Raw genomic sequence first — 24,180 nt, 5'->3', positions numbered from 1 at the left:
GCCACTGCCTGCGGTAGAGGGGCGGACGCTCGGAGAAACCGGGCGTCCGCCCCTCTGGCATCCCTTGGCTCAGCGGCCCGAGACGAGTACCGCAGCACGGGTCGATACCATGGCAGTCTCCGGACCTGATCGGGAGCCGGAATCCCGCCGCGTCGGTGACCGGCGGGAACGGGCCGCACACGAGGAGTGCTTTTGCCAGACGAGGCCCAGCCGCTCACCGCCGCGCAACAGGAGATGCCCTCCGCCGAGGCCGCGGCGGCCGCCACCACGCCTGCCGAGAAGACCCCAGACGTGGCGAAGGCCCCACCAGCGCCTCAGGCCGTCTCCGAGGCCGCGTCCGCGCCGGGCTCCGCCCAGCGGCCCGCCGTACAGCGGTCGAACGGAACGGGGACCGGGACCGCCGGATCGTCCGCGGCCGTCCGTCCGACGCAGGGTGCCGCCGCCCGCTCGGGCTCCTCCAACCGGGTCCGCGCCCGCCTGGCCCGCCTCGGCGTCCAGCGCTCCAGCCCGTACAACCCCGTCCTCGAGCCGCTGCTGCGCATCGTCCGCAGCAACGATCCGAAGATCGAGACGGCGACGCTCCGCCAGATCGAGCAGGCGTACCAGGTGGCCGAGCGTTGGCACCGCGGGCAGAAGCGCAAGAGCGGCGACCCGTACATCACCCACCCGCTCGCCGTCACCACCATCCTCGCCGAGCTCGGCATGGATCCGGCGACGCTGATGGCGGGCCTGCTGCACGACACCGTCGAGGACACCGAGTACGGCCTGGACACCCTGCGCCGTGACTTCGGGGACCAGGTCGCCCTGCTGGTCGACGGCGTCACCAAACTGGACAAGGTCAAGTTCGGCGAGGCGGCCCAGGCCGAGACCGTGCGCAAGATGGTCGTCGCCATGGCCAAGGACCCCCGCGTTCTGGTCATCAAGCTCGCCGACCGCCTGCACAACATGCGCACCATGCGTTACCTCAAGCGGGAGAAGCAGGAGAAGAAGGCCCGCGAGACCCTCGAGATCTACGCCCCGCTGGCCCACCGGCTGGGCATGAACACCATCAAGTGGGAGCTGGAGGACCTCGCCTTCGCGATCCTCTACCCCAAGATGTACGACGAGATCGTGCGGCTCGTCGCCGAGCGTGCGCCCAAGCGCGACGAGTATCTGGCGGTCGTCACCGACCAGGTGCAGGGCGACCTGCGCGCCGCCCGGATCAAGGCGACCGTGACCGGCCGCCCGAAGCACTACTACTCCGTGTACCAGAAGATGATCGTCCGCGGCCGGGACTTCGCGGAGATCTACGACCTGGTGGGCATCCGCGTCCTCGTCGACACCGTCCGCGACTGCTACGCGGCGCTCGGGACCATCCACGCGCGGTGGAACCCGGTGCCCGGGCGGTTCAAGGACTACATCGCGATGCCCAAGTTCAACATGTACCAGTCGCTGCACACGACGGTCATCGGGCCGGGCGGCAAGCCGGTCGAGCTGCAGATCCGCACCTTCGACATGCACCGCCGCGCCGAGTACGGCATCGCGGCCCACTGGAAGTACAAGCAGGAGGCCGTGGCCGGCACCTCCAAGGTCCGTACGGACGTGGCGAGGAAGGCCGGCAAGGACGACGCCGTCAACGACATGGCGTGGCTGCGCCAGCTGCTGGACTGGCAGAAGGAGACCGAGGACCCGGGTGAGTTCCTGGAGTCCCTGCGCTTCGACCTCTCCCGCAACGAGGTCTTCGTCTTCACGCCCAAGGGCGACGTCATAGCGCTTCCCGCGGGCGCCACCCCGGTCGACTTCGCGTACGCGGTCCACACCGAGGTCGGCCACCGTACGATCGGCGCCCGCGTCAACGGGCGGCTCGTACCGCTCGAATCGACCCTGGACAACGGCGATGTGGTGGAGGTCTTCACCTCCAAGGCCGCGGGCGCCGGGCCCTCGCGCGACTGGCTCGGCTTCGTCAAGTCCCCCCGTGCCCGCAACAAGATCCGTGCCTGGTTCTCCAAGGAGCGCCGCGACGAGGCCATAGAGCAGGGCAAGGACGCCATCGTCCGGACCATGCGCAAGCAGAACCTGCCGATCCAGCGGATCCTCACCGGCGACTCGCTCGTCACCCTCGCGCACGAGATGCGCTACCCCGACATCTCCTCGCTGTACGCGGCCATCGGCGAAGGCCATGTCTCGGCGCAGAACGTGGTCCAGAAGCTGGTCCAGTCGCTCGGTGGCGAGGAGGCGGCCAACGAGGACATCGCCGAGACGGCACCGCCCATCCAGCGCCGCACCAAGCGGCGGTCCAGCACGGACCCGGGTGTGGTCGTCAAGGGTGTCGACGACGTCTGGGTGAAACTCGCCCGCTGCTGCACACCCGTACCGGGAGACCCGATCATCGGCTTCGTGACCCGGGGCAACGGGGTGTCGGTGCACCGCGCGGACTGCGTGAACGTCGACTCGCTGGCCAAGCAGCCCGAGCGGATGCTCGAGGTGCAGTGGGCGCCCACCCAGTCCTCGGTCTTCCTGGTGGCCATCCAGGTGGAGGCCCTGGACCGCTCCCGGCTGCTGTCGGACGTCACACGGGTGCTCTCCGACCAGCACGTCAACATCCTGTCCGCGGCCGTGCAGACCTCTCGCGACCGGGTCGCCACCTCCCGCTTCACCTTCGAGATGGGCGATCCCAAACACCTCGGACACGTGCTGAAAGCAGTACGCGGTGTGGAAGGCGTCTACGACGTCTACCGCGTGACCTCCGCCCGGCGGCCGTAACACGTAGACGCGAGCGGCCCCGGTGCTAAGCACTGGGGCCGCTCGCGTCTTTGACATCAACCATCAATTGAGGAACCCCCGCGGCGAGCAACCAGGTCCGCGAGAGCGGCGGCGGTTCAGCCGCAAAGAGGCGCTAGCCGCCGAACTCCTGGAGGCCCTTGAGCGCCTGGTCCAGCAACGCCTGCCGGCCCTCGAGCTCCTTCGCCAGCTTGTCGGCCTTGGCGTTGTTACCGGCCGCGCGCGCCTGGTCGACCTGCCCGCGCAGCTTGTCCACCGCCGCCTGGAGCTGACCGGTCAGCCCCTCCGCGCGGGCCCGCGCCTCCGGGTTCGTACGCCGCCACTCCGTCTCCTCGACCTCCTGGATGGCGCGCTCCACCGCGTGCATCCGGCCCTCGATCCGGGCGCGGGCGTCCCGGGGTACGTGCCCGATGGCCTCCCACCGCTCGTTGATCGAGCGGAAGGCCGCGCGGGCCGCCTTGAGATCGGAGACCGGGAGGAGCTTCTCGGCCTCGGTGGCCAGCTGCTCCTTGCGGGTCAGGTTCTCCCGCTGCTCGGCGTCGCGCTCCGCGAACACCTCGCCGCGGGCCTGGAAGAAGACGTCCTGGGCACCGCGGAAGCGGTTCCACAGGTCGTCCTCGGCCTCGCGCTGGGCGCGGCCCGCCGCCTTCCACTCCTGCATCAGCTCGCGGTAGCGCGCAGCCGTGGGCCCCCAGTCCGTCGAGCCGGAGAGCGACTCCGCCTCGGCGACCAGCTTCTCCTTGGTCTTACGGGCCTCCTCGCGCTGCGCGTCGAGCGCGGCGAAGTGCGCCTTGCGCCGCTTGGAGAACGCCGAGCGGGCGTGCGAGAAGCGGTGCCACAGCTCGTCGTCGGTCTTGCGGTCCAGCCGCGGCAGACCCTTCCACGTGTCCACCAGGGCGCGCAGTCGCTCGCCCGCCGACCGCCACTGTTCGCTCGCGGCCAGCTGCTCGGCCTCGACGACCAGCGCCTCCTTGGCCTGCCTGGCCTCGTCGGCTTGCCGCGCCTTCGCCGCCTTCCGCTCCTCACGGCGGGCCGCGACCTCGGCGGTCAGCTTGTCGAGCCGCTTGCTCAGCGCGTCCAGATCACCGACGGCGTGGTGCTCGTCGACCTGCTGGCGCAGGTGCTCGATGGCGGTCGTCGCGTCCTTCGCCGAGAGGTCGGTGGTCCGCACCCGGCGCTCGAGGAGGCCGATCTCGACGACCAGCCCGTCGTACTTGCGCTCGAAGTAGGCGAGGGCCTCCTCGGGAGATCCCGCCTGCCACGATCCGACGACCTTCTCGCCCTCGGCCGTCCGCACGTACACGGTGCCCGTCTCGTCGACGCGGCCCCATGGGTCGCTGCTCACAGCGCCTCCTCCACATGATGCTCGCGCGGGCTGGCCCCGCGTGCATCGTCCACAGTTTCGTCACGGCCAACATAGGCGAACGGCGGGTCGGCTGTCCGCATCCAGCACGACCGAAATTTCACGTTCGCGCGTGTCAGGACTTGCGCACGGTCGCCTTGTCGATCACCACTGTGGCGTTGGGCGCGGTGTTCTGCGCGGCGTCCGGTGGGGTGGCGCCCGCGTCGGCGATTTTCTTCAGTACGTCCTTGCCGGCGGTGATGGTGCCGAGGGGTGTGTAGTCGGGCGGCAGCTGGCTGTCCTGGTAGACGAGGAAGAACTGGCTGCCGCCGGTGTTCCGGCCCTTCTTGGTCTGCGCGTTGTACTGATTCGCCATCGCGACCGTGCCCGCCGGGTAGACGTTGTCCTTGAGCCGCGGATCCTTGAGGTTCTCGTCCGGGATCGTGTAGCCGGGGCCGCCCCGGCCGGTGCCCTCCGGGTCGCCGCACTGCAACACGTAGATACCGCCCGTGGTGAGGCGGTGGCATTTCGTGTGGTCGAAGAAGCCCTTGCCCGCCAGGAAATTGAAGGAGTTGACCGTGTGCGGGGCCTTGGCGGCGTCCATCGCGATCTCGATGTCGCCGCAGGTGGTCTCCAGGTTCATGGTGTAGGAGGCCGACTCGTCGATGGTGAGGGCCGGCTCCTTCTTCCACTGCTGTTTGCCGGGGGAGCCCTTCGCGGGCTTGCCGCAGGGGTCCGGCGCCTTACTGGTGGGCGATGTGGAGGGCGCCGCACTGTCGTCCTTCTTCTTCTCGCCGCCGGCGAAGGTGCCCGTCGCATAGGCGGCCGCTCCCGCCGCCAGCACGACGGCCAGGCCCGCCGCGATCACCGCGTTGCGCCACCGCGCCTTCCTGCGCCGCTCGACACGCCGCTGCTGCTGTCGCTCGAACTTCTCCCGGGCGAGCTGCCGCCGCCGCTGGTCCTTCGACGTCACCGTGTCTCTCCCCTGTGCCGTATCGTCTGCTGATCCGCCTGGGCTGAGCCGTACCGTATACGGGTTCGCTGTGCCATGGCCGTCGCCGGTAGGCTCTGAACTGCTCAGATTTCGCGGACGGACAACATTTGAGGGACGATCGTGCTGATTGCCGGGTTCCCCGCCGGGGCCTGGGGGACCAACTGTTACCTGGTCGCCCCCGCGGCGGGCGAGGAGTGCGTGATCATCGACCCCGGCCACGAGGCCACGGAAGGCGTCGAGGAAACGCTGAAGAAGCACCGACTCAAGCCCGTCGCCGTCGTCCTCACCCACGGCCACCTCGATCATGTCGCCTCGGTCGTCCCGGTCTGCGGTGCGCACGACGTGCCGGCCTGGATCCACCCCGCGGACCGCTACATGATGAGCGACCCGGAGAAGGCGCTCGGCCGGTCGATCGGGATGCAGCTGCTGGGTGAGCTGACCGTGGGGGAGCCCGACGACGTCCAGGAGCTGACCGACGGCACCGAGCTGAAGCTGGCGGGCCTGGAGTTCACGGTCGCGCACGCGCCCGGCCATACCAAGGGGTCGGTGACCTTCCGGATGCCCGAGACCGCCGAGATCCCGTCGGTGTTCTTCTCGGGCGATCTGCTCTTCGCCGGCTCCATCGGACGCACCGACCTGCCCGGCGGCGACCACGCCGAGATGCTCGGGTCGCTGGCCCGGGTGTGCCTGCCGCTCGACGACTCGACCGTGGTGCTGTCCGGCCACGGCCCTCAGACCACCATCGGCCGCGAGCGCGCCACCAACCCGTATCTGCGTGAGGTGGCGGCCGGCCTCGGAGGCGGCTCGGCCGCCGTTCCACGACGAGGAATGTGACGACTTCTCCCGTGAGCACCTTCAAGGCCCCCAAGGGCACGTACGACTTGATCCCGCCGGACTCCGCGACCTTCCTCGCGGTGCGTGAGGCCATCTCCGCGCCCCTGAAGCGCGCGGGTTACGGCTACGTCGAGACCCCTGGCTTCGAAAGCGTCGAACTCTTCGCCCGCGGCGTCGGCGAGTCCACCGACATCGTGACGAAGGAGATGTACACCCTCACCACCAAGGGGGGCGACGAGCTGGCGCTGCGCCCGGAGGGCACCGCGTCGGTCCTGCGGGCCGCGCTCGAGGCCAACCTCCACAAGGCGGGGAACCTGCCGGTCAAGCTCTGGTACTCCGGCTCGTACTACCGCTACGAGCGGCCGCAGAAGGGGCGGTACCGCCACTTCTCCCAGGTGGGTGCCGAGGCCATCGGCGCCGAGGACCCCGCGCTCGACGCCGAACTGATCATCCTGGCCGTCGACGCGTACCGGGCCCTCGGGCTGAAGAACTTCCGGCTGCTGCTCAACTCCCTGGGCGACCAGGAGTGCCGGCCGGTCTACCGCGCCGCGCTCCAGGACTTCCTGCGCGGCCTCGACCTCGATGACGACACCCGCAGGCGGGTCGACATCAACCCGCTGCGGGTCCTCGACGACAAGCGGGAGGCCGTGCAGAGGCAGCTGGCCGGCGCGCCGATGATGCGGGACCACCTGTGCGAGGGCTGCAAGGCATACCACGAGCAGGTGCGCGAGCTGCTGACCGCGGCGGGCGTGGCCTTCGAGGACGATCCGAAACTGGTGCGCGGCCTGGACTACTACACCCGCACCACCTTCGAGTTCGTCCACGACGGCCTCGGCTCGCAGTCGGCGGTGGGCGGCGGCGGCCGGTACGACGGCCTGTCCGAGATGATCGGCGGGCCCGCGCTGCCCTCGGTCGGCTGGGCGCTCGGCGTCGACCGTACGGTCCTGGCGCTCCGCGCGGAGGGGCTGGAGCTCGAACTCCCCGCCCCTACACAGGTGTTCGCGGTCCCGCTCGGCGAGGAGGCGCGGCGCACGCTGTTCGGTCTCGTCACCGAGCTGCGGAGGGCTGGGGTCGCCACGGACTTCGCCTACGGCGGCAAGGGCCTGAAGAACGCGATGAAGTCCGCGAACCGGTCCGGCGCGCGGTACGCCGTCGTGGCGGGCGAGCGGGACCTCGCCGAGGACGTCGTCCAGCTCAAGGACCTGGAGAGCGGGGAGCAGGTGCCGGTGGCGCTCGACGCGGTCGTGGCGGAGCTGCGGGGCAGGCTCGCCTGACGTTCTGCCCGGCATCCGGCCGTCAATCCGGCGGGAGCGGAATCGACCCGCCGGGTCGGCTTGTTTACCCGGCGCGAACAGCGGACCCGCGAGGATGGCTGGGGCACAATGGGCATGCCCGTCAGGGCGGAACTCTCGGGAGCGACGGAAACGGCGATATGGCGACGACAGTGGTTGACGACGTGTCCACCGACGGGGACGACCGGGAGCACGGCACCCGTGAGGCGGTCGGCAGCGGGCGAGGGTTTGCCTGGCTGCTGGTGATCACCGGCGCGGCCGGGCTGCTCGCGTCCTGGGTGATCACGCTCGACAAGTTCAAGCTGCTCGAGGACCCGAACTTCCAGCCGGGCTGCAGCCTGAACCCGATCGTGTCGTGCGGCAACATCATGAAGAGCGAGCAGGCCGAGGCCTTCGGGTTCCCCAACCCGATGCTCGGCCTCGTCACGTATGGCATGGTGATCGCGATCGGCATGGGTCTGGTCGCCGGCGCACGCTACCGGCGCTGGTTCTGGCTCGGGCTGAACGCCGGCACGCTGTTCGGCGTCGGGTTCTGCACCTGGCTCCAGTACCAGTCGCTTTACGTGATCGGCTCCCTGTGCCTGTGGTGCTCCCTCGCCTGGATCGCCACCATCGTGATGTTCTGCTACGTCACCAAGAAGAACATCGAGCATCGGTTCATCCCGGCGCCGGAGGGGCTGCGGCGCGGGCTGATGGAGTTCCACTGGGTGCCGCCGGTGCTCTGGATCGGGATCATCGGCATGCTGATCCTCACGCGCTGGTGGAACTTCTGGACCGGCTGACCGCGCAACCGGTGTGCGCAAGGGCGACCGCGCCGGAGGCGAAAGCACTGTCAGTGGGGTGACATAGGCTTCCGGACGTGGAGCCCGACCTGTTCACCGCAGCCGAAGAGGACCGCCGCGCGAAGGACCCGGCCAGCAGTCCCCTGGCCGTGCGGATGCGTCCGCGCACGCTCGACGATGTCGTCGGGCAGCAGCATCTGCTGCGGCCCGGCTCGCCGTTGCGCAGACTCGTTGGTGACGGGAACGGGGGCCCGGTCGGCACCTCCTCGCTGATCCTCTGGGGGCCTCCCGGGATCGGCAAGACGACCTTGGCCTATGTGGTCAGCCAGGCCACCAACAAGCGGTTCGTGGAGCTCTCGGCGATCACGTCGGGGGTGAAGGAGGTGCGGGCCGTCATCGAGGGCGCGCGCCGCGCCTCGGGCGGGTACGGCAAGGAGACCGTGCTCTTCCTGGACGAGATTCACCGCTTCAGCAAGGCCCAGCAGGACTCCCTGCTCCCGGCCGTCGAGAACCGCTGGGTCACCCTGGTCGCGGCGACCACCGAGAACCCGTACTTCTCGGTCATCTCGCCGCTGCTGTCGCGGTCGCTGCTGCTCACCCTCGAGCCGCTCACCGACGAGGACCTGCGCGGGCTGATCCGCCGAGCGCTGGAGGACGAGCGCGGGCTCGGCGGCGCGGTGCGGCTGCCCGAGGACGCCGAGGTGCATCTGCTGCGCATCGCGGGCGGCGACGCCCGCAGGGCGCTCACGGCCCTGGAAGCGGGCGCCGGAGCGGCGATGGCGAAGAGCGAGAAGGAGATCACCCTCCGGACCCTGGAGGAGTCCGTCGACCGGGCCGCGGTGACGTACGACCGCGACGGTGACCAGCACTACGACGTGGCGAGTGCGCTGATCAAGTCGATCCGGGGCTCCGATGTGGACGCGGCGCTGCACTACCTGGCGCGGATGATCGAGGCCGGGGAGGACCCGCGGTTCATCGCACGCCGACTGATGATCTCGGCGAGCGAGGACATCGGCATAGCGGACCCGACGGCCTTGCAGACCGCGGTGGCCGCCGCCCAGGCCGTCGCCATGATCGGCTTTCCCGAGGCCGCCCTCACGCTCAGTCATGCCACCATCGCGCTCGCCCTGGCGCCCAAGTCGAACTCCGCCACGACCGCGATCGGCGCCGCACTGGCGGACGTACGGGCCGGGCTCGCGGGACCCGTACCAGCGCACCTGCGCGATGGGCACTACAAGGGCGCCGAGAAGCTCGGCCACGCTCAGGGCTACGTCTACCCGCACGACGTCCCGGGCGGCATCGCGGCTCAGCGCTACGCGCCTGACGCGCTGCACGGGAAGCGGTACTACCAGCCGACCCGCTACGGCGCGGAGGCCCGCTACGCGGACGTGGTGGAGCGAGTCCGCAGCCGACTGAGCGGAGAGGCCGTCCCGCGCCCCGCGGACGCGCCGCCGCCACCCCGCTCCGGGGCGTCTCCCGACGCCCCGAGCGCCACCAGCCCAGGTGAGCCCTCCCAGCGCGACGAGACCGAGGGGTCGGCAGGCCCGTCGTGAACCGGCCGCCGGGCTCCCAGGGGGCGGGCGAACGTCCCCGTGGTGAGCCGCGGGGACGCCGGATCACTCGTTCTCGACGGCGGCGGCCTCGAAGAGCGCGTGCATCGCGTGGCGCAGCTCCGCGACGTCGCGGACCGGCTCCGGGAAGTCGAAGCGGGCGTCGAAGGGCCGGTCTGCATGGGCGCTGATGAACCGTACGCGCAGGCCGAATCGGTCCAGCCCCACCGGCACGACCCGGTCGTGGCGGCCACAGATGCCCCCGCGCTCGCCCAGCAGCGAGCAGAGTCCCCTCACCTGGTCACCGTGGGCCGCAGCGAGGTGCTGCAGCAGCTCCGCCTCGTGCCGGACGAGCGGATCGGCCGCGGCCGCGGCGAAGTCCTCCGGCTCGACCTGCTCCGCGCCCCACAGGTCGTCGACGGAGGCCTCGCCGACCTCCAGCCGCAGCAGCATCCACGCCGGCCGCCCGTACTGGCCGGGTGCCGGATCCTCGCGGAGGGCCTCGCCGATGCCCAGAATCTCCCCCACCGGGTGCTGCTCCGCGAGCAGCATGGCGCACGCCGCGCGTTCCTCGTTCCGTACCGGGGTGAGCCACCCTGCAACCCACCCGCGTCCCCGGATACGATGGGGTACGGCGACGGGTGCGACATCGGTGATCTCGATCACCGCCGTCAGATCGTCGTCCTGTGCGTGGGCCGCGGCGCGAGCCGCGGGGGAGTCCCCAGGCACCAGCAGCAGTACGTCTCCGTCCGGTGTGACGGCGCGGGCTGTGGGCGCTCCGGCGCCGAATTCGTCGAGGTCCGTATCCGGAATGCTCAATGCGGCCGAGGCGTTCGACTCCACGAGGGTACGTACACGCTCGGCGGCCGTCGGCTGCCGGACGTCTTCCCAGGGGCGCGGCTGACTCGGCCACGCGCTGTCCGTCGTCGATTCCGCGGCACGGCCGGTGCGGGGCAGGGGGCTCCCAGGTCGAAACATGCGTTCTCCTCCGCTAAGGTAAGCCTCACCTAACTTACACGGAGGTTCGTTCCACGTGAACCAGTCGCGTCCCAAGGTCAAGAAGTCGCGGGCGCTCGGCATCGCCCTGACGCCGAAGGCGGTCAAGTACTTCGAGGCCCGTCCCTACCCGCCCGGCGAGCACGGCCGTGGTCGCAAGCAGACCAGCGACTACAAGGTCCGCCTGCTGGAGAAGCAGCGGCTGCGCGCTCAGTACGACATCAGCGAGCGCCAGCTGGCCCGTGCCTATGACCGCGCTCGGAAGGTCACCGGCAAGACGGGCGAAGCCCTCATCGTCGAGCTGGAGCGCCGTCTGGACGCGCTCGTCCTGCGGTCGGGAATCGCCCGCACGATCTACCAGGCCCGCCAGATGGTGGTCCACGGCCACATCGAGGTCAACGGCCGCAAGGTCGACAAGCCGTCCTTCCGGGTTCGTCCGGATGACGTGGTGATGGTCCGCGAGCGCAGCCGCGAGAAGTACCCCTTCCAGGTGGCCCGTGAGGGCGGCTACGCCCCCGAGGGCGAGACCCCGCGCTACCTGCAGGTCAACCTGAAGGCGCTCGCCTTCCGCCTCGACCGGGAGCCGAACCGCAAGGAGATCCCGGTGATCTGCGACGAGGCGCTGGTCGTCGAGTACTACGCCCGCTGAGTCGGCCGTAGCACCGCACCACATTCAGCCCGCCGTCTCCCCGCCGCACGCGGAGGGGGAGGCGGCGGTCTCGTTTGCAGCCGGTCCGGCCGATGACAACCCACCTGCCGCCACCCGGTAATCCGGTACGGGAGGGTGCCTGCGGCGCGATAAGGTCGACATCTGCCGCCCGTTCCGGAGACCGACCGCCGCGACCGGCGGCGACTGATACGTCTACAGGGAGCGGTGCATCGTGTCCGGTGGAGAGGTGGCCGGGATCCTCGTGGCCGTCTTCTGGGCCATCCTGGTGTCGTTCCTCGCCGTGGTGCTGGTGAGGCTCGCCCAGGTCCTCAAGAAGGCGACCCAGCTGGTGGCGGACGTCTCCGAGCAGGCGGTCCCGTTGCTCGGCGAGGCCTCGGCGACCGTACGGTCCGCACAGTCCCAGCTCGAGCGGGTCGACGCCATCGCCACCGACGTCCAGGAAGTCGCCTCCAACGCCTCCGCACTCTCCTCCACCGTCGCCACGACCTTCGGCGGACCGCTCGTCAAGGTCGCGGCGTTCGGATACGGGGTGCGCCAGGCGCTCGGCCGGAAGGACGCGCAGCCACCCGCGCCGCGCCGTACCGTGATCGTAGGACGCACTGTGCCGCCGGCCCGGCGAGGCGGCCGGCGCTTCCGCGGCGGGAAGGCCTGAGACCCCATGTTCCGCCGCACGTTCTGGTTCACCGCGGGCGCCGCCGCCGGCGTCTGGGCCACGACCAAGGTCAACCGCAAGCTCCGGCAGCTCACGCCGGACTCCCTCGCCGCCCAGGCGGCGGACAAGGCCGTCGCGGCAGGGCACCGGCTCAAGGAGTTCGCCCTCGACGTCAAGGCCGGGATGGCGCAGCGCGAGACCGAACTGAACGACGCCCTGGGGCTGCAGCACCCGGACGACCACGATCGAGAACTGCCCGGGCCGCGCCGACCTGCCGCGCTGGGCACGAAGCACCCGTACAACCGGAATGAGGACCACTGATGGAGTCGGCTGAAATCCGTCGCCGCTGGCTGCGCTTCTTCGGGGAGCGTGGGCACACCGTCGTGCCGTCGGCGTCGCTCATCGCGGACGACCCGACGCTGTTGCTGGTCAATGCCGGAATGGTCCCCTTCAAGCCGTACTTCCTGGGTGAGGTCAAGCCGCCCTACCTGCGCGCCACCAGCGTGCAGAAGTGCCTGCGCACCCCCGACATCGAGGAGGTCGGCAAGACCACCCGGCACGGCACGTTCTTCCAGATGTGCGGCAACTTCTCCTTCGGGGACTACTTCAAGGAAGGCGCCATCAAGCTCGCCTGGGAGCTGCTGACCACGCCCGTGGCCGAGGGCGGATACGGCCTGGAGCCGGAGAAGCTCTGGATCACCGTCTACAAGGACGATGACGAGGCCGAGCAGATCTGGCGCGACGTGATCGGCGTCCCCGCCGAGCGCATCCAGCGCCTGGGCATGAAGGAGAACTTCTGGTCCATGGGCGTCCCCGGCCCCTGCGGACCGTGTTCCGAGATCCACTACGACCGCGGCCCGGAGTTCGGCGAAGAGGGTGGCCCGGCCGTCAACGACGAGCGCTATGTGGAGTTCTGGAACCTGGTCTTCATGCAGTACGAGCGCGGCGAGGGGTCGGGCAAGGAGGACTTCCCGATCCTCGGGGAGCTGCCGAGCAAGAACATCGACACCGGACTCGGCCTCGAACGCCTCGCGATGATCCTGCAGGGCGTGCAGAACATGTACGAGACCGACACGCTGCGCGTGGTCATGGACAAGGCGACCGAGCTCACCGGGGTCCGCTACGGCGCCGACCACGCCTCGGACGTCTCGCTGCGCGTCGTCGCCGACCACCTGCGCACCTCCGTGATGCTCATCGGCGACGGCGTCACCCCGGGCAACGAGGGCCGCGGCTACGTCCTGCGCCGCATCATGCGCCGCGCCATCCGCAACATGCGCATGCTGGGTGCCCCCCAGCCGGTCGTCGGCGACCTCGTCGACGTCGTGCTGAAGACCATGGGCAAGCAGTACCCGGAGCTGATCGAGGACCGTAAGCGCATCGAGACGGTCGCGCTCGGCGAGGAGGCCGCCTTCCTCAAGACCCTCAAGACCGGCACCAACATCCTCGACACCGCCGTCACCGACACCAAGGCCGCCGGCTCCACCGTCCTCCCTGGCGACAAGGCGTTCCTGCTCCACGACACCTGGGGCTTCCCGATCGACCTCACCCTCGAGATGGCCGCCGAGCAGGGCCTGTCGGTGGACGAGGCGGGCTTCCGCCGCCTGATGAAGGAGCAGCGGGAGCGGGCCAAGGCCGACGCGAAGGCCAAGAAGCAGGGCCACGCCGACCTGTCCGCGTACCGCGAGGTCGCCGACACCTCCGGCGCCACGGTCTTCACCGGCTACACCGACACCTCCGGCGAGTCCCGCGTCGTCGGCCTGCTGGTGGACGGCGTGCCGTCACCCGCCGCCCAGGAGGGCGACGAGGTGGAGGTCGTCCTCGACCGCACCCCGTTCTACGCCGAGGGCGGCGGCCAGCAGGCCGACCAGGGCCGGATCAAGCTGGACACCGGTGCCGTCGTCGAGGTGCGTGACGTCCAGCAGCCGGTGCCGGGCGTCAGTGTGCACAAGGGCGTCGTCCAGGTCGGCGAGGTGACCGTCGGGGCCTCCGCCTACGCCGTCATCGACGTCACCCGCCGGCGCGCCATCGCCCGCGCCCACAGCGCCACCCACCTCACCCACCAGGCGCTGCGCGACGCCCTCGGCCCCACGGCCGCCCAGGCCGGTTCCGAGAACGCCCCCGGCCGCTTCCGCTTCGACTTCGGCTCGCCGACCGCCGTTCCCGGCACGGTCCTCAACGATGTCGAGCAGACGATCAACGAGGTGCTGGCCCGTGAACTCGACGTCACCGCCGAGGTGATGAGCATGACCGAGGCCAAGAAGCGGGGCGCCATCGCCGAGTTCGGCGAGAAGTACGGCGAGCAGGTCCGCGTCGTCACCATCGGCGACTTCTCCAAGGAGCTGTGCGGCGGCACGCATGTCCACAACACCGCCCAGCTCGGCTTGGTAAAGCTGCTCGGCGAGTCTTCCATCGGCTCCGGGGTGCGCCGGGTCGAGGCGCTGGTCGGCGTGGACGCGTACAGCTTCCTCGCCCGTGAGGCCACGGTCGTCTCCCAGCTCACCGACCTGGTGAAGGGCCGCCCGGAAGAGCTGCCGGAGAAGATCTCCGGGATGCTCACCCGGCTCAGGGAGGCCGAGAAGGAGATCGAGAAGTTCCGCGCGGAGAAGGTGCTCCAGGCCGCCGCCGGCCTCGCCGAGGGCGCCCGTGACGTACGGGGCGTGGCCGTGGTCACCGGGCGGGTGCCGGACGGCACCGGCGCCGACGACCTGCGCAAGCTGGTCCTCGATGTGCGGGGCCGCATCCGCGGCGGCCGCCCCGCCGTGGTCGCCCTCTTCTCGGTGGCGAACGGCCGCCCGTTGACCGTGATCGCCACCAACGAGGCCGCCCGCGAACGCGGCATCAAGGCCGGCGAGCTGGTCCGTACGGCAGCCAAGACCCTCGGCGGCGGCGGTGGTGGCAAGGACGACGTCGCCCAGGGCGGCGGGCAGAACCCGGCCGCCGTCGACGAGGCCGTTGCCGCCGTCGACAGGCTGGTCGCAAGCGCCGCCGAGAAGGCATGACGGAGGCTCAGGCCATGCGACGCGGCAGGCGGATCGCCGTCGACGTCGGGGACGCCCGGATCGGGGTCGCCTCGTGCGACCCCGACGGGGTCCTCGCCACCCCGGTGGAGACCGTGCCGGGACGCGACATCCCGGCCGCCCAGCGGCGGCTGGCCGCGATCGTCGAGGAGTACGAACCGATCGAGGTCGTGGTCGGCCTACCCCGCTCCCTCGGCGGCGGTGAGGGCCCGGCAGCCAAGAAGGTGCGGTCCTTCGCGCAGGGGCTGGCACAAGGCGTCGCCCCGATCCCGGTACGGCTGGTGGACGAGCGGATGAGTACGGTCACAGCGACCCGGGGACTGCGCGCCTCGGGTGTCGGTGGCAAGAAGGGACGCAAGGTCGTGGACCAGGCGGCGGCCGTGGTCATCCTCCAGAATGCCCTGGAGTCCGAACGAGTGTCGGGTAAAGCTCCGGGCGAGTGCGTCGAGGTAGTCGGGTGATCGCGGTACGGTAGCGTTTCCGCGCGACGGGGCGGCGTCCGATTATCGAATGCCGCCGCGCGGAACGAGGCGGACCGGACGCCTGCGCCTCACGACGCGCACCGGGAGCCGCCTCGCGGTGCAAGGGGATCGATGACTGAGTATGGCCGGGGCCTTGGCTCCGAACCGTGGCATCCCGAGGACCCGCTCTACGGGGACGGATGGGATGGGCAGCAGGCCACGAACGACGGCTACGGTCCCTACGACGGTCAGCAGTATCCTCCCCCAGCCGGTGGTGGGACGCCCCATTCGCAGTGGCCAGGCCAGCCGGCCTCCTACGGCGCCGGTCAGCAGTATCCCGACCAGCAGCACTACAACCGGCAGCAGTACGGCTGGGACCCGGCGCAGGGCGGCGGGGTGACCTACGGAGGCGGGGCCGGAGATCCCTACGGCCGCCCCGGCCCCAACCCGTACGGCGGCGAACGGCCCGGCCCGTACGGCACGCCCGAGGCGTATCCGCCGCCCCAGCCCCCCGGCGGCCGCAATCAGCAGGCGTACCCCGCCCAGGGCTACGACGCGCAGCACCAGTACCCGGACCAGCATCAGCACCGGCGGCCGCAGACCGAACCGCCCGCCACGTGGGAATCCGAGCCGGACGCCGCCGAGCACCCCTTCTTCACGGGCGAGCCCGACCGGCGCCGGGGCCGGTCCAGGAGCGACGACGACTTCGACGAAGAGTTCGACGACTACGGGCCGGGCCGCCGCGACCAGCGCGACCGGCCGAAGCGCCGCAGCGGGACGGCCTTGCTGGTCGCGGGAACGCTTCTCCTCGGAGCGGTCGGCGGCATCGGCTACCTCGGCTACGACCTCTGGCAGGAACATTTCGGCCCGGCACCGGACTTCACCGGGAGCGGCACGGGCGAGGTCCAAGTCGAGATCCCGGACGGCGCGTTCGGCAACGAGATCGGCGGCATCCTGAAGAAGGCCGGGGTGGTGAAGAGCGTCGACGCGTTCGTCGAGGCTCAGAAGAAGCATCCGAAGGGCAGGCAGATCCAGGCGGGTGTCTACGTCCTGCGCAAGGGGATGTCGGCCGAGGCGGCCGTCGAGATGATGACCGACCCGAAGAGCCTCAGCGCGCTCATCATCAGCGAAGGCATCCGGGCGTCCGCGGTCTACTCGACCATCGACAAGAAGCTCGACCTCAAGGCCGGTACGACCAAGGCCGTCGCCAAGAAACAGGCCAAGAACCTGGGACTGCCCGAGTGGGCCGACGACGACGCGGACATCAAGGACCCGCTCGAGGGCTTCCTCTACCCCTCGCGGTACAGCGCGGCCAAGGGCACCAAGCCGGAGGACGTCCTGCGTCAGATGGTCGACCGTGCGAAGGGGCGGTACGCGCAGCTCGGGATCGAGCGCAAGGCCGACGAGTTCGGACTGAAGTCGCCGCTCCAGGTCGTCACGGTGGCCAGCCTGGTGCAGGCCGAGGGCAAGACCCACGACGACTTCCGCAAGATGGCCGATGTCGTCTACAACCGCCTCAAGCCCGGCAACATCCAGACGAACGGCAAGATCGAGTTCGACTCGGCGTACAACTACCTCAAGAATCAAAGCAACATCGACATTCCGATCAACAAGATCCGCAACGACCCCGACCCGTACAACACCTACTTCCACCGGGGCCTTCCGCCGGGGCCGATCGGGAACCCGGGGGACGAGGCGCTGCGGGCGGCACTCGATCCGGACAAGGGCGGCTGGTTCTACTTCGTCGCGGTCGACGGCAACGAGACGAAGTTCGCCAAGACGCTGAAGGAACACAACCGGCTGGTCGACGAGTTCAACAAGAACCGGCGAGCGAAGAAGGGCTGAGAGCGTGACGGCAGAGCACCGCACCGGCGGCCGGCGTGCGGCCGTTCTCGGCTCACCGATCGCGCACTCCCTCTCGCCGGTGCTGCACCGAGCCGCGTACGACGCCCTGGGACTCACCGACTGGACCTACGACCGCTTCGAGGTCGACGAGGCTGCCCTCCCCGGGTTCATGACCCGGCTCGACGCACGGGAGTGGGCCGGCCTCTCCCTCACCATGCCGCTCAAGCGGGCCGTCATCCCGCTGCTCGACGAGATCAGTGAGACGGCCGCGTCGGTCGAGGCGGTCAACACAGTGATCTTCACCGACGACGGTCGGCGCACCGGCGACAACACGGACATCCCCGGCATGCTGGCAGCCCTCCGCGAGCGCGGTGTCGAGAAGGTCGAACGCGCCGCCGTACTCGGCGCCGGGGCCACGGCTTCCTCCGCGCTTGCTGCGCTCTCCCGGATCTGCACCGGCCCGGTCACGGCCTACGTGCGCAGCGAGGCCCGCGCCGCCGAGATGCGGCAGTGGGGCGAGCGGCTCGCCGTGGACGTCACGACGGCCGATTGGGCGGACGCGGCGCGTGCCCTCACCGCACCGCTGGTCATCGCCACCACTCCGGCGGGCACCACCGACGCCCTCGCCGCGTCCGTCCCTGCTCGGCCCGGGGTGCTGTTCGATGTGCTGTACGAGCCGTGGCCCACCGCGCTCGCCGAGGCCTGGTCGGCCCGGGGCGGCGGAGTGGTCGGCGGTCTCGACCTCCTCGTCCACCAGGCCGTACTGCAAGTCGAGCGGATGACCGGCCGTACCCCGGCACCGCTGGAGGCGATGCGCGCGGCGGGTGAGCGGGCGCTCGTGGCGCGCGGGGCTGGCTCCGAGGCCTGACCCAGGCCGGTCGGACTCCGTCGGGAGCCGAGGGAGAGCCGGTATGCGCTCGGTCCGGAGCTCCCCCAGCTATCGCTGGGTGGGGATCCCCCCGGCGAAGCCAGGGGGCGTGCCCCCAGCAGCCGGCCCCGGGCGGCCGACGGGAGCCGTTCACGAGCCGTCCGCCAGCTGGACCGGCGTCCGGGGAGAGGGCCCGGACGTGGGAGGATGGACCGAGGTGGCCGGCCGGGGGACTGCGCTCCCGGGCCGCCGCACCGTATGCCGAGGGCCGAAGATGAGGGAGCACCGTTGAGCAGGTTGCGCTGGCTGACCGCGGGGGAGTCGCACGGCCCCGCACTCGTCGCGACGCTGGAGGGACTCCCCGCCGGCGTGCCGATCACCACCGAGATGGTGGCGGATGCGCTGGCGCGCCGACGGCTGGGGTACGGCCGCGGCGCCCGGATGAAGTTCGAGCGCGACGAGGTCACCTTCATCGGAGGCGTGCGCCACGGCCTGACCCTCGGCTCCCCGGTCGCGATCATGGTCGGGAACACGGAGTGGCCCAAGTGGGAGAAGGTGATGGCGGCCGATCCGGTGGATCCGGCCGAGCTCGCCGAGCTGGCCCGCAACGCTCCGCTGACGCGTCCCCGGCCCGGCCATGCGGACCTGGCCGGTATGCAGAAGTACGGGTTCGACGAGGCCCGCCCGGTCCTGGAGCGCGCCTCGGCGCGGGAGACCGCGGCCCGGGTGGCGCTGGGCACGGTCGCCCGCTCGTACCTGAAGGAGACGGCGGGGATCGAGATCGTCTCCCATGTCGTGGAGCTCGCCTCGGCGACGGCCCCCTACGGGGTCTATCCCAGGCCCTCGGATGTGGAGCGGCTGGACGCCGACCCGGTGCGGTGTCTGGACGCGGACGCGAGCAAGGCGATGGTCGCCGAGATCGATCAGGCCCACACGGACGGGGACACCCTCGGCGGTGTGGTCGAGGTACTCGCCTACGGCGTGCCGGTCGGCCTCGGCTCGCACGTCCACTGGGACCGGCGTCTCGATGCCCGGCTCGCCGCGGCCCTGATGGGCATCCAGGCGATCAAGGGGGTGGAGGTCGGCGACGGCTTCGACCTGGCACGTGTACCGGGCTCACAGGCGCACGACGAGATCGTCGGCACCGACGAGGGAATCCGGCGCGCCTCCGGTCGCTCCGGCGGGACGGAGGGTGGGTTGTCCACGGGTGAGCTGCTGCGCGTCCGGGCGGCGATGAAGCCGATCGCGACCGTGCCGCGGGCCCTGGCCACCGTCGACGTGGCCACCGGTGAGGCCGCGCAGGCGCACCACCAGCGCTCCGACGTGTGCGCGGTCCCGGCGGCCGGCATCGTCGCCGAGGCGATGGTCGCCCTCATCCTGGCCGACGCGGTCGCGGAGAAGTTCGGCGGTGACAGCGTGACCGAGACCCGCCGAAACGTGCAGAACTTCCTCGACAACCTGGCGATCCGATGAGCGCGGCACGGGGGGCCGGCGGTCCGGTCGTCGTCCTCGTGGGGCCGCCCGGCGCGGGCAAGTCCACCGTCGGCGCGCTGCTCGCCGAGCGGCTCGGCGTGGCGTACCGCGACACCGACGCCGACATCGAACAGTCCGCCGCCAAGCCGATCCCCGAGATCTTCTTCGAGGACGGCGAACCCCACTTCCGCCAGCTGGAGCGGCAGGCCGTGCGGGCTGCTCTCGCCGGGCACGACGGCATCCTCTCCCTGGGCGGCGGTGCCGTCATGGACGAGGGCACGCGTGCCCTGCTCGCCGGGCTGCCCGTGGTCTTCCTGGACGTCCAACTCGCCGACGCCGTGAAGCGGGTGGGCCTGGACGCCCCGCGTCCGCTGCTCGCGGTCAACCCGCGGCAGCGGTGGCGGGAGCTGATGGAGCAGCGCCGTCCGCTGTACACCGAGGTCGCCCGCGCCGTCGTCGCCACCGACGGCCGTACCCCCGAGGACGTCACCGAAGCCGTCCTCGACGCACTGGAGTTGAGGCCCCATCTCCCGGGGGCAACCCCCGGACCCCCGGCAGGGAAAAGACTATGAACAAAGCCACCACCCGCATCCACGTCGGCGGCTCCGCGGGCGCGGACCCGTACGAGGTGCTCGTCGGACGCCGGCTGCTCGGCGAACTCCCCGGCCTCATCGGCAAGAAGGCCAAACGCGTCGCCGTGCTGCACCCGGAAGCGCTGGCGGCCACCGGTGAGGCCCTGCGCGAGGACCTCTCCGGGCAGGGGTACGAGGCGATCGCGATCCAGCTGCCCAACGCGGAGGAGGCGAAGACCGCCGAGGTCGCGGCGTACTGCTGGAAGGTGCTCGGCCAGACCGCCTTCACCCGCACCGATGTGATCGTCGGCGTCGGCGGAGGGGCGGCGACCGACCTCGCCGGGTTCGTCGCCGCGACCTGGCTGCGCGGAGTCCGTTGGATCGCCGTGCCCACCACCGTGCTCGGCATGGTCGACGCGGCGGTCGGCGGCAAGACGGGCATCAACACCGCCGAGGGCAAGAACCTCGTCGGTGCCTTCCACCCGCCCGCGGGCGTGCTGTGCGATCTCGCGAGCCTGGAGACGCTGCCCGCGCATGACTACGTCAGTGGGCTCGCCGAGGTCATCAAGGCGGGCTTCATCGCCGACCCGGTGATCCTCGACCTGATCGAGCAGGATCCGGCAGCGGCCCGTACGCCGCAGGGCCCGCACACCGCCGAGCTCATCGAACGGTCCATCAGGGTCAAGGCCGAGGTGGTCTCCTCGGACCTCAAGGAGTCGGGCCTGCGGGAGATCCTCAACTACGGACACACCCTCGGCCACGCGATCGAGAAGAACGAGCGCTACAACTGGCGGCACGGCGCGGCGGTTTCGATCGGCATGGTGTTCGCCGCCGAACTCGGGCGGCTCGCCGGCCGGCTGGACGACGCCACCGCCGACCGGCACCGCACCGTGCTGGAAGCGGTCGGTCTGCCGCTGACCTACCGCGCCGACCAGTGGCCCAAGCTGCTGGAGACCATGAAGGTCGACAAGAAGTCCCGTGGTGACCTGCTGCGCTTCATCGTCCTCGACGGCCTCGCCAAGCCGACCGTCCTGGAGGGCCCGGACCCGGCCGTGCTGGCGGCCGCGTACGCGGAGGTATCGAATTGACGCGGCGCGTCCTGGTGTTGAACGGCCCCAACCTGGGGCGCCTCGGCTCGCGTGAGCCCGATGTCTACGGCTCAACCTCCTACGCGGGGCTGGTCGAGGAGTGCACCCGGCTCGGGAAGGAGCTGGGGTTCGCGGTCGAGGTGCGCGAGACCAACGACGAGGGCGAGATGATCCGCTGGCTCCACGAAGCCGCGGACGGCTCGATTCCGGTCGTGCTCAACCCCGGTGCGTTCACGCACTATTCGTACGGGATGCGGGACGCGGCGGCGCAGCGCACCGCGCCCTTGATCGAGGTGCACATCTCCAACCCGTACGCACGGGAGGAGTTCCGGCACACCTCGGTCGTCGCCGCCGTGGCGTCCGGGACGATCGCGGGCTTCGGCATCGGCTCGTACCGGCTCGCGTTGCGCTCCTTGGCCGAGGAACTGTCCGGCTGACCCGGGCCTTTGGGCACTCCGTACGCTCCCCGCGGAGGCGGGGAAGGTACGGTTCGATGACGACCGGCCTTCTCAGGCCGGTCGACCTTGCGCAAGTCGCCTGCACGAGACGGAGAGACAGCGGATGCAGCATGCAGTGGGGGCTCCGCTGCCACCGCCCCACGGACCGCATGAGCCGGTCGTCCCCGGTCGGCCCGCCGAGCCTCCGATACCACCACCTGGCTATCCGCAAGAGGCAGCGACTGGGCAGGCGGCGGACGTCCCGGCTCCCCGAGCGCAGGTCCACCCCAGTCACCACCCCCTACCTCCGGGCCCGCCGCACGCACCGGGCTGGACCGGCAAGGACCAGCGTCACCCGTCCGCCCCGCCGCCCGTCGACACCACGGGGCACATCCCCCTGCCGCCCGGTGGACCGGTGCCGATGCCAGGGCCGGCCCCGGGCGCGGCGGCCCCCGACTTCTCGCACGCGACCATCGCGGTGCTCCTCATAGGCCCGGCGGGCGCCGGTAAGACGACGGTCGCCCGCCACTGGGCGGACACCCGGCGGGTGCCGACGGCGCACATCAGCCTCGATGATGTCCGCGAGTGGGTGAGGTCCGGCTTCGCGGACCCCCAGTCCGGGTGGAACGACCACTCCGAGGCGCAGTACCGGCTCGCCCGCCGCACCTGTGGCTTCGCCGCCCGTAATTTCCTCGCCAACGGGATCTCCTGCATCCTCGACGACGCCGTCTTCCCCGACCGCCCCGTCGTCGGCCTCGGTGGCTGGAAGCGGCACGTCGGCCCGGGCCTGCTGCCCGTGGTGCTGCTCCCCGGCCTGGAGGTGGTCCTCGAGCGCAACGCCGAGCGCACCGGCAACCGCCGGCTGTCGGACGAGGAGGTCGCCCTGATCCACGGCAAGATGGCCGGCTGGTACGGCTCGGGCCTCCCCATCATCGACAACTCCCAGCTCGACGTCCCCACGACGGCCCGCCTCCTGGACGACATCCTGGTCCGCAGCATCGCCAGCCCTCCGGCCTGGTAGGCACTCCGGCCTCCGGCCCGGACCCCGCCCAGGACTCCGCCCCCGGATCCGATGGCGCCGACGTGCCCGCCCTGCCCACCGGGTTCCTGACGTTCGGAGCTGTGGCCGCTCGCCGGCTCATTCAAAGCTGCGCGTTCCCTCGTTACCCGTGGCGCCAGGTGGTTCGGGGTATGCGCGGCGGGCCGCTGCCGGACCCGAACCACCGTCCCTGCGGCACGCGATCAGCGTCTGCCGCCCTCACGTCACCGCACCTCGGGCCTGCCGGGCCCGCCACCCGGCGCTGTCGGCGGCGGGGAGCGCGCCGTAGGCCGCCCGTACGGCCGCGTTCGCCGGGCCGGGGGCCTGCCGCCGTGCGTAGGCTCGGAGCATGGCGGAGGTGCATGCGGCCAGGCGTTCGCGGCTGCGCGAGGGGCGCGCGGCGGCCGGGCGGTCCGCCGTGCTTGTATCGCGCCCCGCCAACCTCCGCTATCTCACGGGCAGCGCGCCACAGCACGCGGTCCTGCTCCTCGGCCCCGCCGAGGACGTCCTCTTCTGTTCCCAGCCTCCCTCCGGCGACCCTGTCGAGGGACGCATCGGCGAGGACCTGCGCGTACAGACGTTGGACGACACGGGCGCCGACCCCGCCCTCGCTGCCGCGAGTCTCGCCGCCGCGTCCGGTGCCGAGAGCCTCGCCCTGGAGGAGCACCACCTCACCGTCGCCCGCCACCGGGCCATCGGCTCGGCGGCCCCGCGACTCCGTCTCACGGACCTCGGCTTCGCTGTCGAACAGCAGCGGCTGATCAAGGACGAGGAGGAGATCGCCTGCCTGCGCATCGCCGCCGAGATCGCGGACCAGGCTCTCGGTGAGCTGCTGGAGTCGATACTCGTCGGCCGTACGGAGCGGCATCTCGCCTTGGAGCTGGAGCGCCGTCTGGTGGACCACGGCGCCGACGGCCCCGCCTTCCCCACCTCCGTCGCCACCGGGCCGAACGCTGGTGCGGCCGGCCACCTGCCCACGGACCGGCGGGTCGAGGAGGGCGACTTCCTCAGCGTCTGCCTGGGCGCGAATTACCGCGGCTACCGCTGCGAACTCGGACGGACCTTCGTCATCGGCACCTCTCCCGCCTCCTGGCAGGTCGACCTCTACGACCTGGTGTTCGCCGCCCAGCGGGCCGGCCGGGAGGCGCTCGCACCCGGTGCCGCCCACCGGGAGGTGGACCGCGCGGTGCGCCAGATCCTGGATTCCGCCGGATACGGCGACCGGCTGGGTCCCTCCACGGGACACGGAGTGGGGCTCGAAATCGGTGAGGACCCTCAGCTGTCGCCTTCGGCCATGGGTAAACTGGACGCTTGTGTGCCGGTCACCGTCGTACCGGGGGTCCACCTCCCGGGCCGGGGCGGTGTCCGGATCGATGACACGCTCGTCGTCCGCTCCGAGGCGGACGGCGGACCCGAGCTACTCACCATTACGACCAAGGAACTGCTCGCGCTCTAGCAAGCCCGGCGCGCAGCCTCGGTCTCCGCTCCAGCCAGTCCAGGAGATTCAA

At 70.9% G+C, this 24,180-nt stretch carries 22 protein-coding genes; 18 read left to right on the top strand and 4 right to left on the bottom strand.

Annotation, left to right across the window (positions count from 1 at the left end; translation table 11 throughout):
* The first annotated feature begins 192 nt into the window (after nucleotides 1-192).
* On the top strand, nucleotides 193-2,742 hold the full coding sequence (locus ACTWQI_RS04205; protein ID WP_443267546.1) for a RelA/SpoT family protein: 2,550 nt from the start codon (nucleotides 193-195) through the stop codon (nucleotides 2,740-2,742).
* A 133-nt stretch (nucleotides 2,743-2,875) separates the two neighbouring features.
* Here ACTWQI_RS04205 and ACTWQI_RS04200 read toward each other — a convergent pair whose 3' ends face one another.
* Together ACTWQI_RS04200 and ACTWQI_RS04195 are read right to left on the bottom strand one after the other, a co-directional pair.
* Nucleotides 2,876-4,105, bottom strand: a complete 1,230-nt coding sequence (locus tag ACTWQI_RS04200) for a DUF349 domain-containing protein (protein WP_443267544.1) — start codon at nucleotides 4,103-4,105, stop codon at nucleotides 2,876-2,878.
* A 133-nt stretch (nucleotides 4,106-4,238) separates the two neighbouring features.
* Nucleotides 4,239-5,075 carry a peptidylprolyl isomerase gene (locus ACTWQI_RS04195; protein WP_443267542.1) on the bottom strand — a complete coding sequence of 279 codons (837 nt, stop codon included), beginning with the start codon at nucleotides 5,073-5,075 and terminating at the stop codon, nucleotides 4,239-4,241.
* A 141-nt stretch (nucleotides 5,076-5,216) separates the two neighbouring features.
* Here ACTWQI_RS04195 and ACTWQI_RS04190 point away from each other — a divergent pair, with 141 nt between their 5' ends.
* The 4 genes from ACTWQI_RS04190 (at nucleotide 5,217) to ACTWQI_RS04175 (ending at nucleotide 9,557) form a co-directional block, all read left to right on the top strand.
* Complete coding sequence (locus ACTWQI_RS04190; RefSeq protein ID WP_443267540.1) at nucleotides 5,217-5,930, top strand: MBL fold metallo-hydrolase; 714 nt, start codon at nucleotides 5,217-5,219, stop codon at nucleotides 5,928-5,930.
* An 11-nt stretch (nucleotides 5,931-5,941) separates the two neighbouring features.
* Nucleotides 5,942-7,204: a histidine--tRNA ligase gene (gene hisS / locus ACTWQI_RS04185; protein ID WP_443267538.1), complete on the top strand. Its 1,263-nt coding sequence runs from the start codon at nucleotides 5,942-5,944 to the stop codon at nucleotides 7,202-7,204.
* A gap of 158 nt (nucleotides 7,205-7,362) precedes the next feature.
* Nucleotides 7,363-8,004: a vitamin K epoxide reductase family protein gene (locus ACTWQI_RS04180; RefSeq protein ID WP_443267536.1), complete on the top strand. Its 642-nt coding sequence runs from the start codon at nucleotides 7,363-7,365 to the stop codon at nucleotides 8,002-8,004.
* Between the two features lie 77 nt (nucleotides 8,005-8,081).
* Nucleotides 8,082-9,557, top strand: a complete 1,476-nt coding sequence (locus ACTWQI_RS04175) for a replication-associated recombination protein A (protein WP_443267534.1) — start codon at nucleotides 8,082-8,084, stop codon at nucleotides 9,555-9,557.
* A gap of 63 nt (nucleotides 9,558-9,620) precedes the next feature.
* Here ACTWQI_RS04175 and ACTWQI_RS04170 read toward each other — a convergent pair whose 3' ends face one another.
* Entirely contained in the window at nucleotides 9,621-10,532 is a 912-nt protein-coding gene (locus ACTWQI_RS04170; RefSeq protein ID WP_443267532.1) for a DUF2470 domain-containing protein, read from the bottom strand.
* Nucleotides 10,533-10,587: 55 nt separating this feature from the next.
* Here ACTWQI_RS04170 and rpsD point away from each other — a divergent pair, with 55 nt between their 5' ends.
* From rpsD to ACTWQI_RS04110, 12 genes are all read left to right on the top strand, one after another.
* A complete protein-coding gene (gene rpsD, locus ACTWQI_RS04165) occupies nucleotides 10,588-11,199 on the top strand; it encodes a 30S ribosomal protein S4 (protein ID WP_443267530.1) in 612 nt (203 codons plus the stop codon).
* A gap of 232 nt (nucleotides 11,200-11,431) precedes the next feature.
* On the top strand, nucleotides 11,432-11,872 hold the full coding sequence (locus tag ACTWQI_RS04160) for a DUF948 domain-containing protein (RefSeq protein ID WP_443267528.1): 441 nt from the start codon (nucleotides 11,432-11,434) through the stop codon (nucleotides 11,870-11,872).
* A 6-nt stretch (nucleotides 11,873-11,878) separates the two neighbouring features.
* Nucleotides 11,879-12,193, top strand: coding sequence for a DUF6167 family protein (locus ACTWQI_RS04155; RefSeq protein WP_443267526.1), 315 nt, complete (start codon nucleotides 11,879-11,881; stop codon nucleotides 12,191-12,193).
* A complete protein-coding gene (alaS, locus tag ACTWQI_RS04150; protein WP_443267524.1) occupies nucleotides 12,193-14,871 on the top strand; it encodes an alanine--tRNA ligase in 2,679 nt (892 codons plus the stop codon). The genes ACTWQI_RS04155 and alaS overlap by 1 nt, the downstream gene beginning before the upstream one ends.
* Before the next feature lie 14 nt (nucleotides 14,872-14,885).
* Nucleotides 14,886-15,350: a Holliday junction resolvase RuvX gene (ruvX, locus tag ACTWQI_RS04145; RefSeq protein ID WP_443267522.1), complete on the top strand. Its 465-nt coding sequence runs from the start codon at nucleotides 14,886-14,888 to the stop codon at nucleotides 15,348-15,350.
* A 132-nt stretch (nucleotides 15,351-15,482) separates the two neighbouring features.
* Nucleotides 15,483-17,195, top strand: coding sequence for an endolytic transglycosylase MltG (mltG, locus tag ACTWQI_RS04140; RefSeq protein WP_443267520.1), 1,713 nt, complete (start codon nucleotides 15,483-15,485; stop codon nucleotides 17,193-17,195).
* A 4-nt stretch (nucleotides 17,196-17,199) separates the two neighbouring features.
* The gene (locus ACTWQI_RS04135; RefSeq protein ID WP_443267518.1) at nucleotides 17,200-18,063 is read left to right on the top strand and encodes a shikimate dehydrogenase; all 864 of its coding nucleotides are present in this window, start codon (nucleotides 17,200-17,202) and stop codon (nucleotides 18,061-18,063) included.
* A gap of 288 nt (nucleotides 18,064-18,351) precedes the next feature.
* Nucleotides 18,352-19,536, top strand: coding sequence for a chorismate synthase (gene aroC / locus ACTWQI_RS04130; protein ID WP_443267516.1), 1,185 nt, complete (start codon nucleotides 18,352-18,354; stop codon nucleotides 19,534-19,536).
* Entirely contained in the window at nucleotides 19,533-20,108 is a 576-nt protein-coding gene (locus ACTWQI_RS04125) for a shikimate kinase (protein WP_443267514.1), read from the top strand. Before aroC ends, ACTWQI_RS04125 begins: the two co-directional genes overlap by 4 nt.
* Complete coding sequence (gene aroB, locus ACTWQI_RS04120; RefSeq protein ID WP_443267512.1) at nucleotides 20,105-21,196, top strand: 3-dehydroquinate synthase; 1,092 nt, start codon at nucleotides 20,105-20,107, stop codon at nucleotides 21,194-21,196. The genes ACTWQI_RS04125 and aroB overlap by 4 nt, the downstream gene beginning before the upstream one ends.
* Entirely contained in the window at nucleotides 21,193-21,633 is a 441-nt protein-coding gene (gene aroQ, locus ACTWQI_RS04115; protein ID WP_443267510.1) for a type II 3-dehydroquinate dehydratase, read from the top strand. Before aroB ends, aroQ begins: the two co-directional genes overlap by 4 nt.
* 124 nt (nucleotides 21,634-21,757) lie before the next feature.
* On the top strand, nucleotides 21,758-22,654 hold the full coding sequence (locus tag ACTWQI_RS04110) for a Pro-rich N-terminal domain-containing protein (RefSeq protein WP_443267508.1): 897 nt from the start codon (nucleotides 21,758-21,760) through the stop codon (nucleotides 22,652-22,654).
* A gap of 237 nt (nucleotides 22,655-22,891) precedes the next feature.
* Here ACTWQI_RS04110 and ACTWQI_RS04105 read toward each other — a convergent pair whose 3' ends face one another.
* Nucleotides 22,892-23,023 (bottom strand): hypothetical protein, encoded by a 132-nt coding sequence (locus tag ACTWQI_RS04105; RefSeq protein WP_443267507.1) that lies wholly within the window; start codon nucleotides 23,021-23,023, stop codon nucleotides 22,892-22,894.
* Here ACTWQI_RS04105 and ACTWQI_RS04100 point away from each other — a divergent pair.
* Nucleotides 23,022-24,128: an aminopeptidase P family protein gene (locus ACTWQI_RS04100; protein WP_443267505.1), complete on the top strand. Its 1,107-nt coding sequence runs from the start codon at nucleotides 23,022-23,024 to the stop codon at nucleotides 24,126-24,128. The two genes, ACTWQI_RS04105 and ACTWQI_RS04100, sit on opposite strands and share 2 nt — an antisense overlap.
* Nucleotides 24,129-24,180: the final 52 nt, after the last annotated feature.

Source organism: Streptomyces sp. KR80 (assembly GCF_052245555.1).
Taxonomy (GTDB): Bacteria; Actinomycetota; Actinomycetes; order Streptomycetales; family Streptomycetaceae; genus Streptomyces.
The sequence above is the reverse complement of the archived record's forward strand: the minus strand, read 5'-3'. Positions and strand labels throughout refer to the sequence as shown.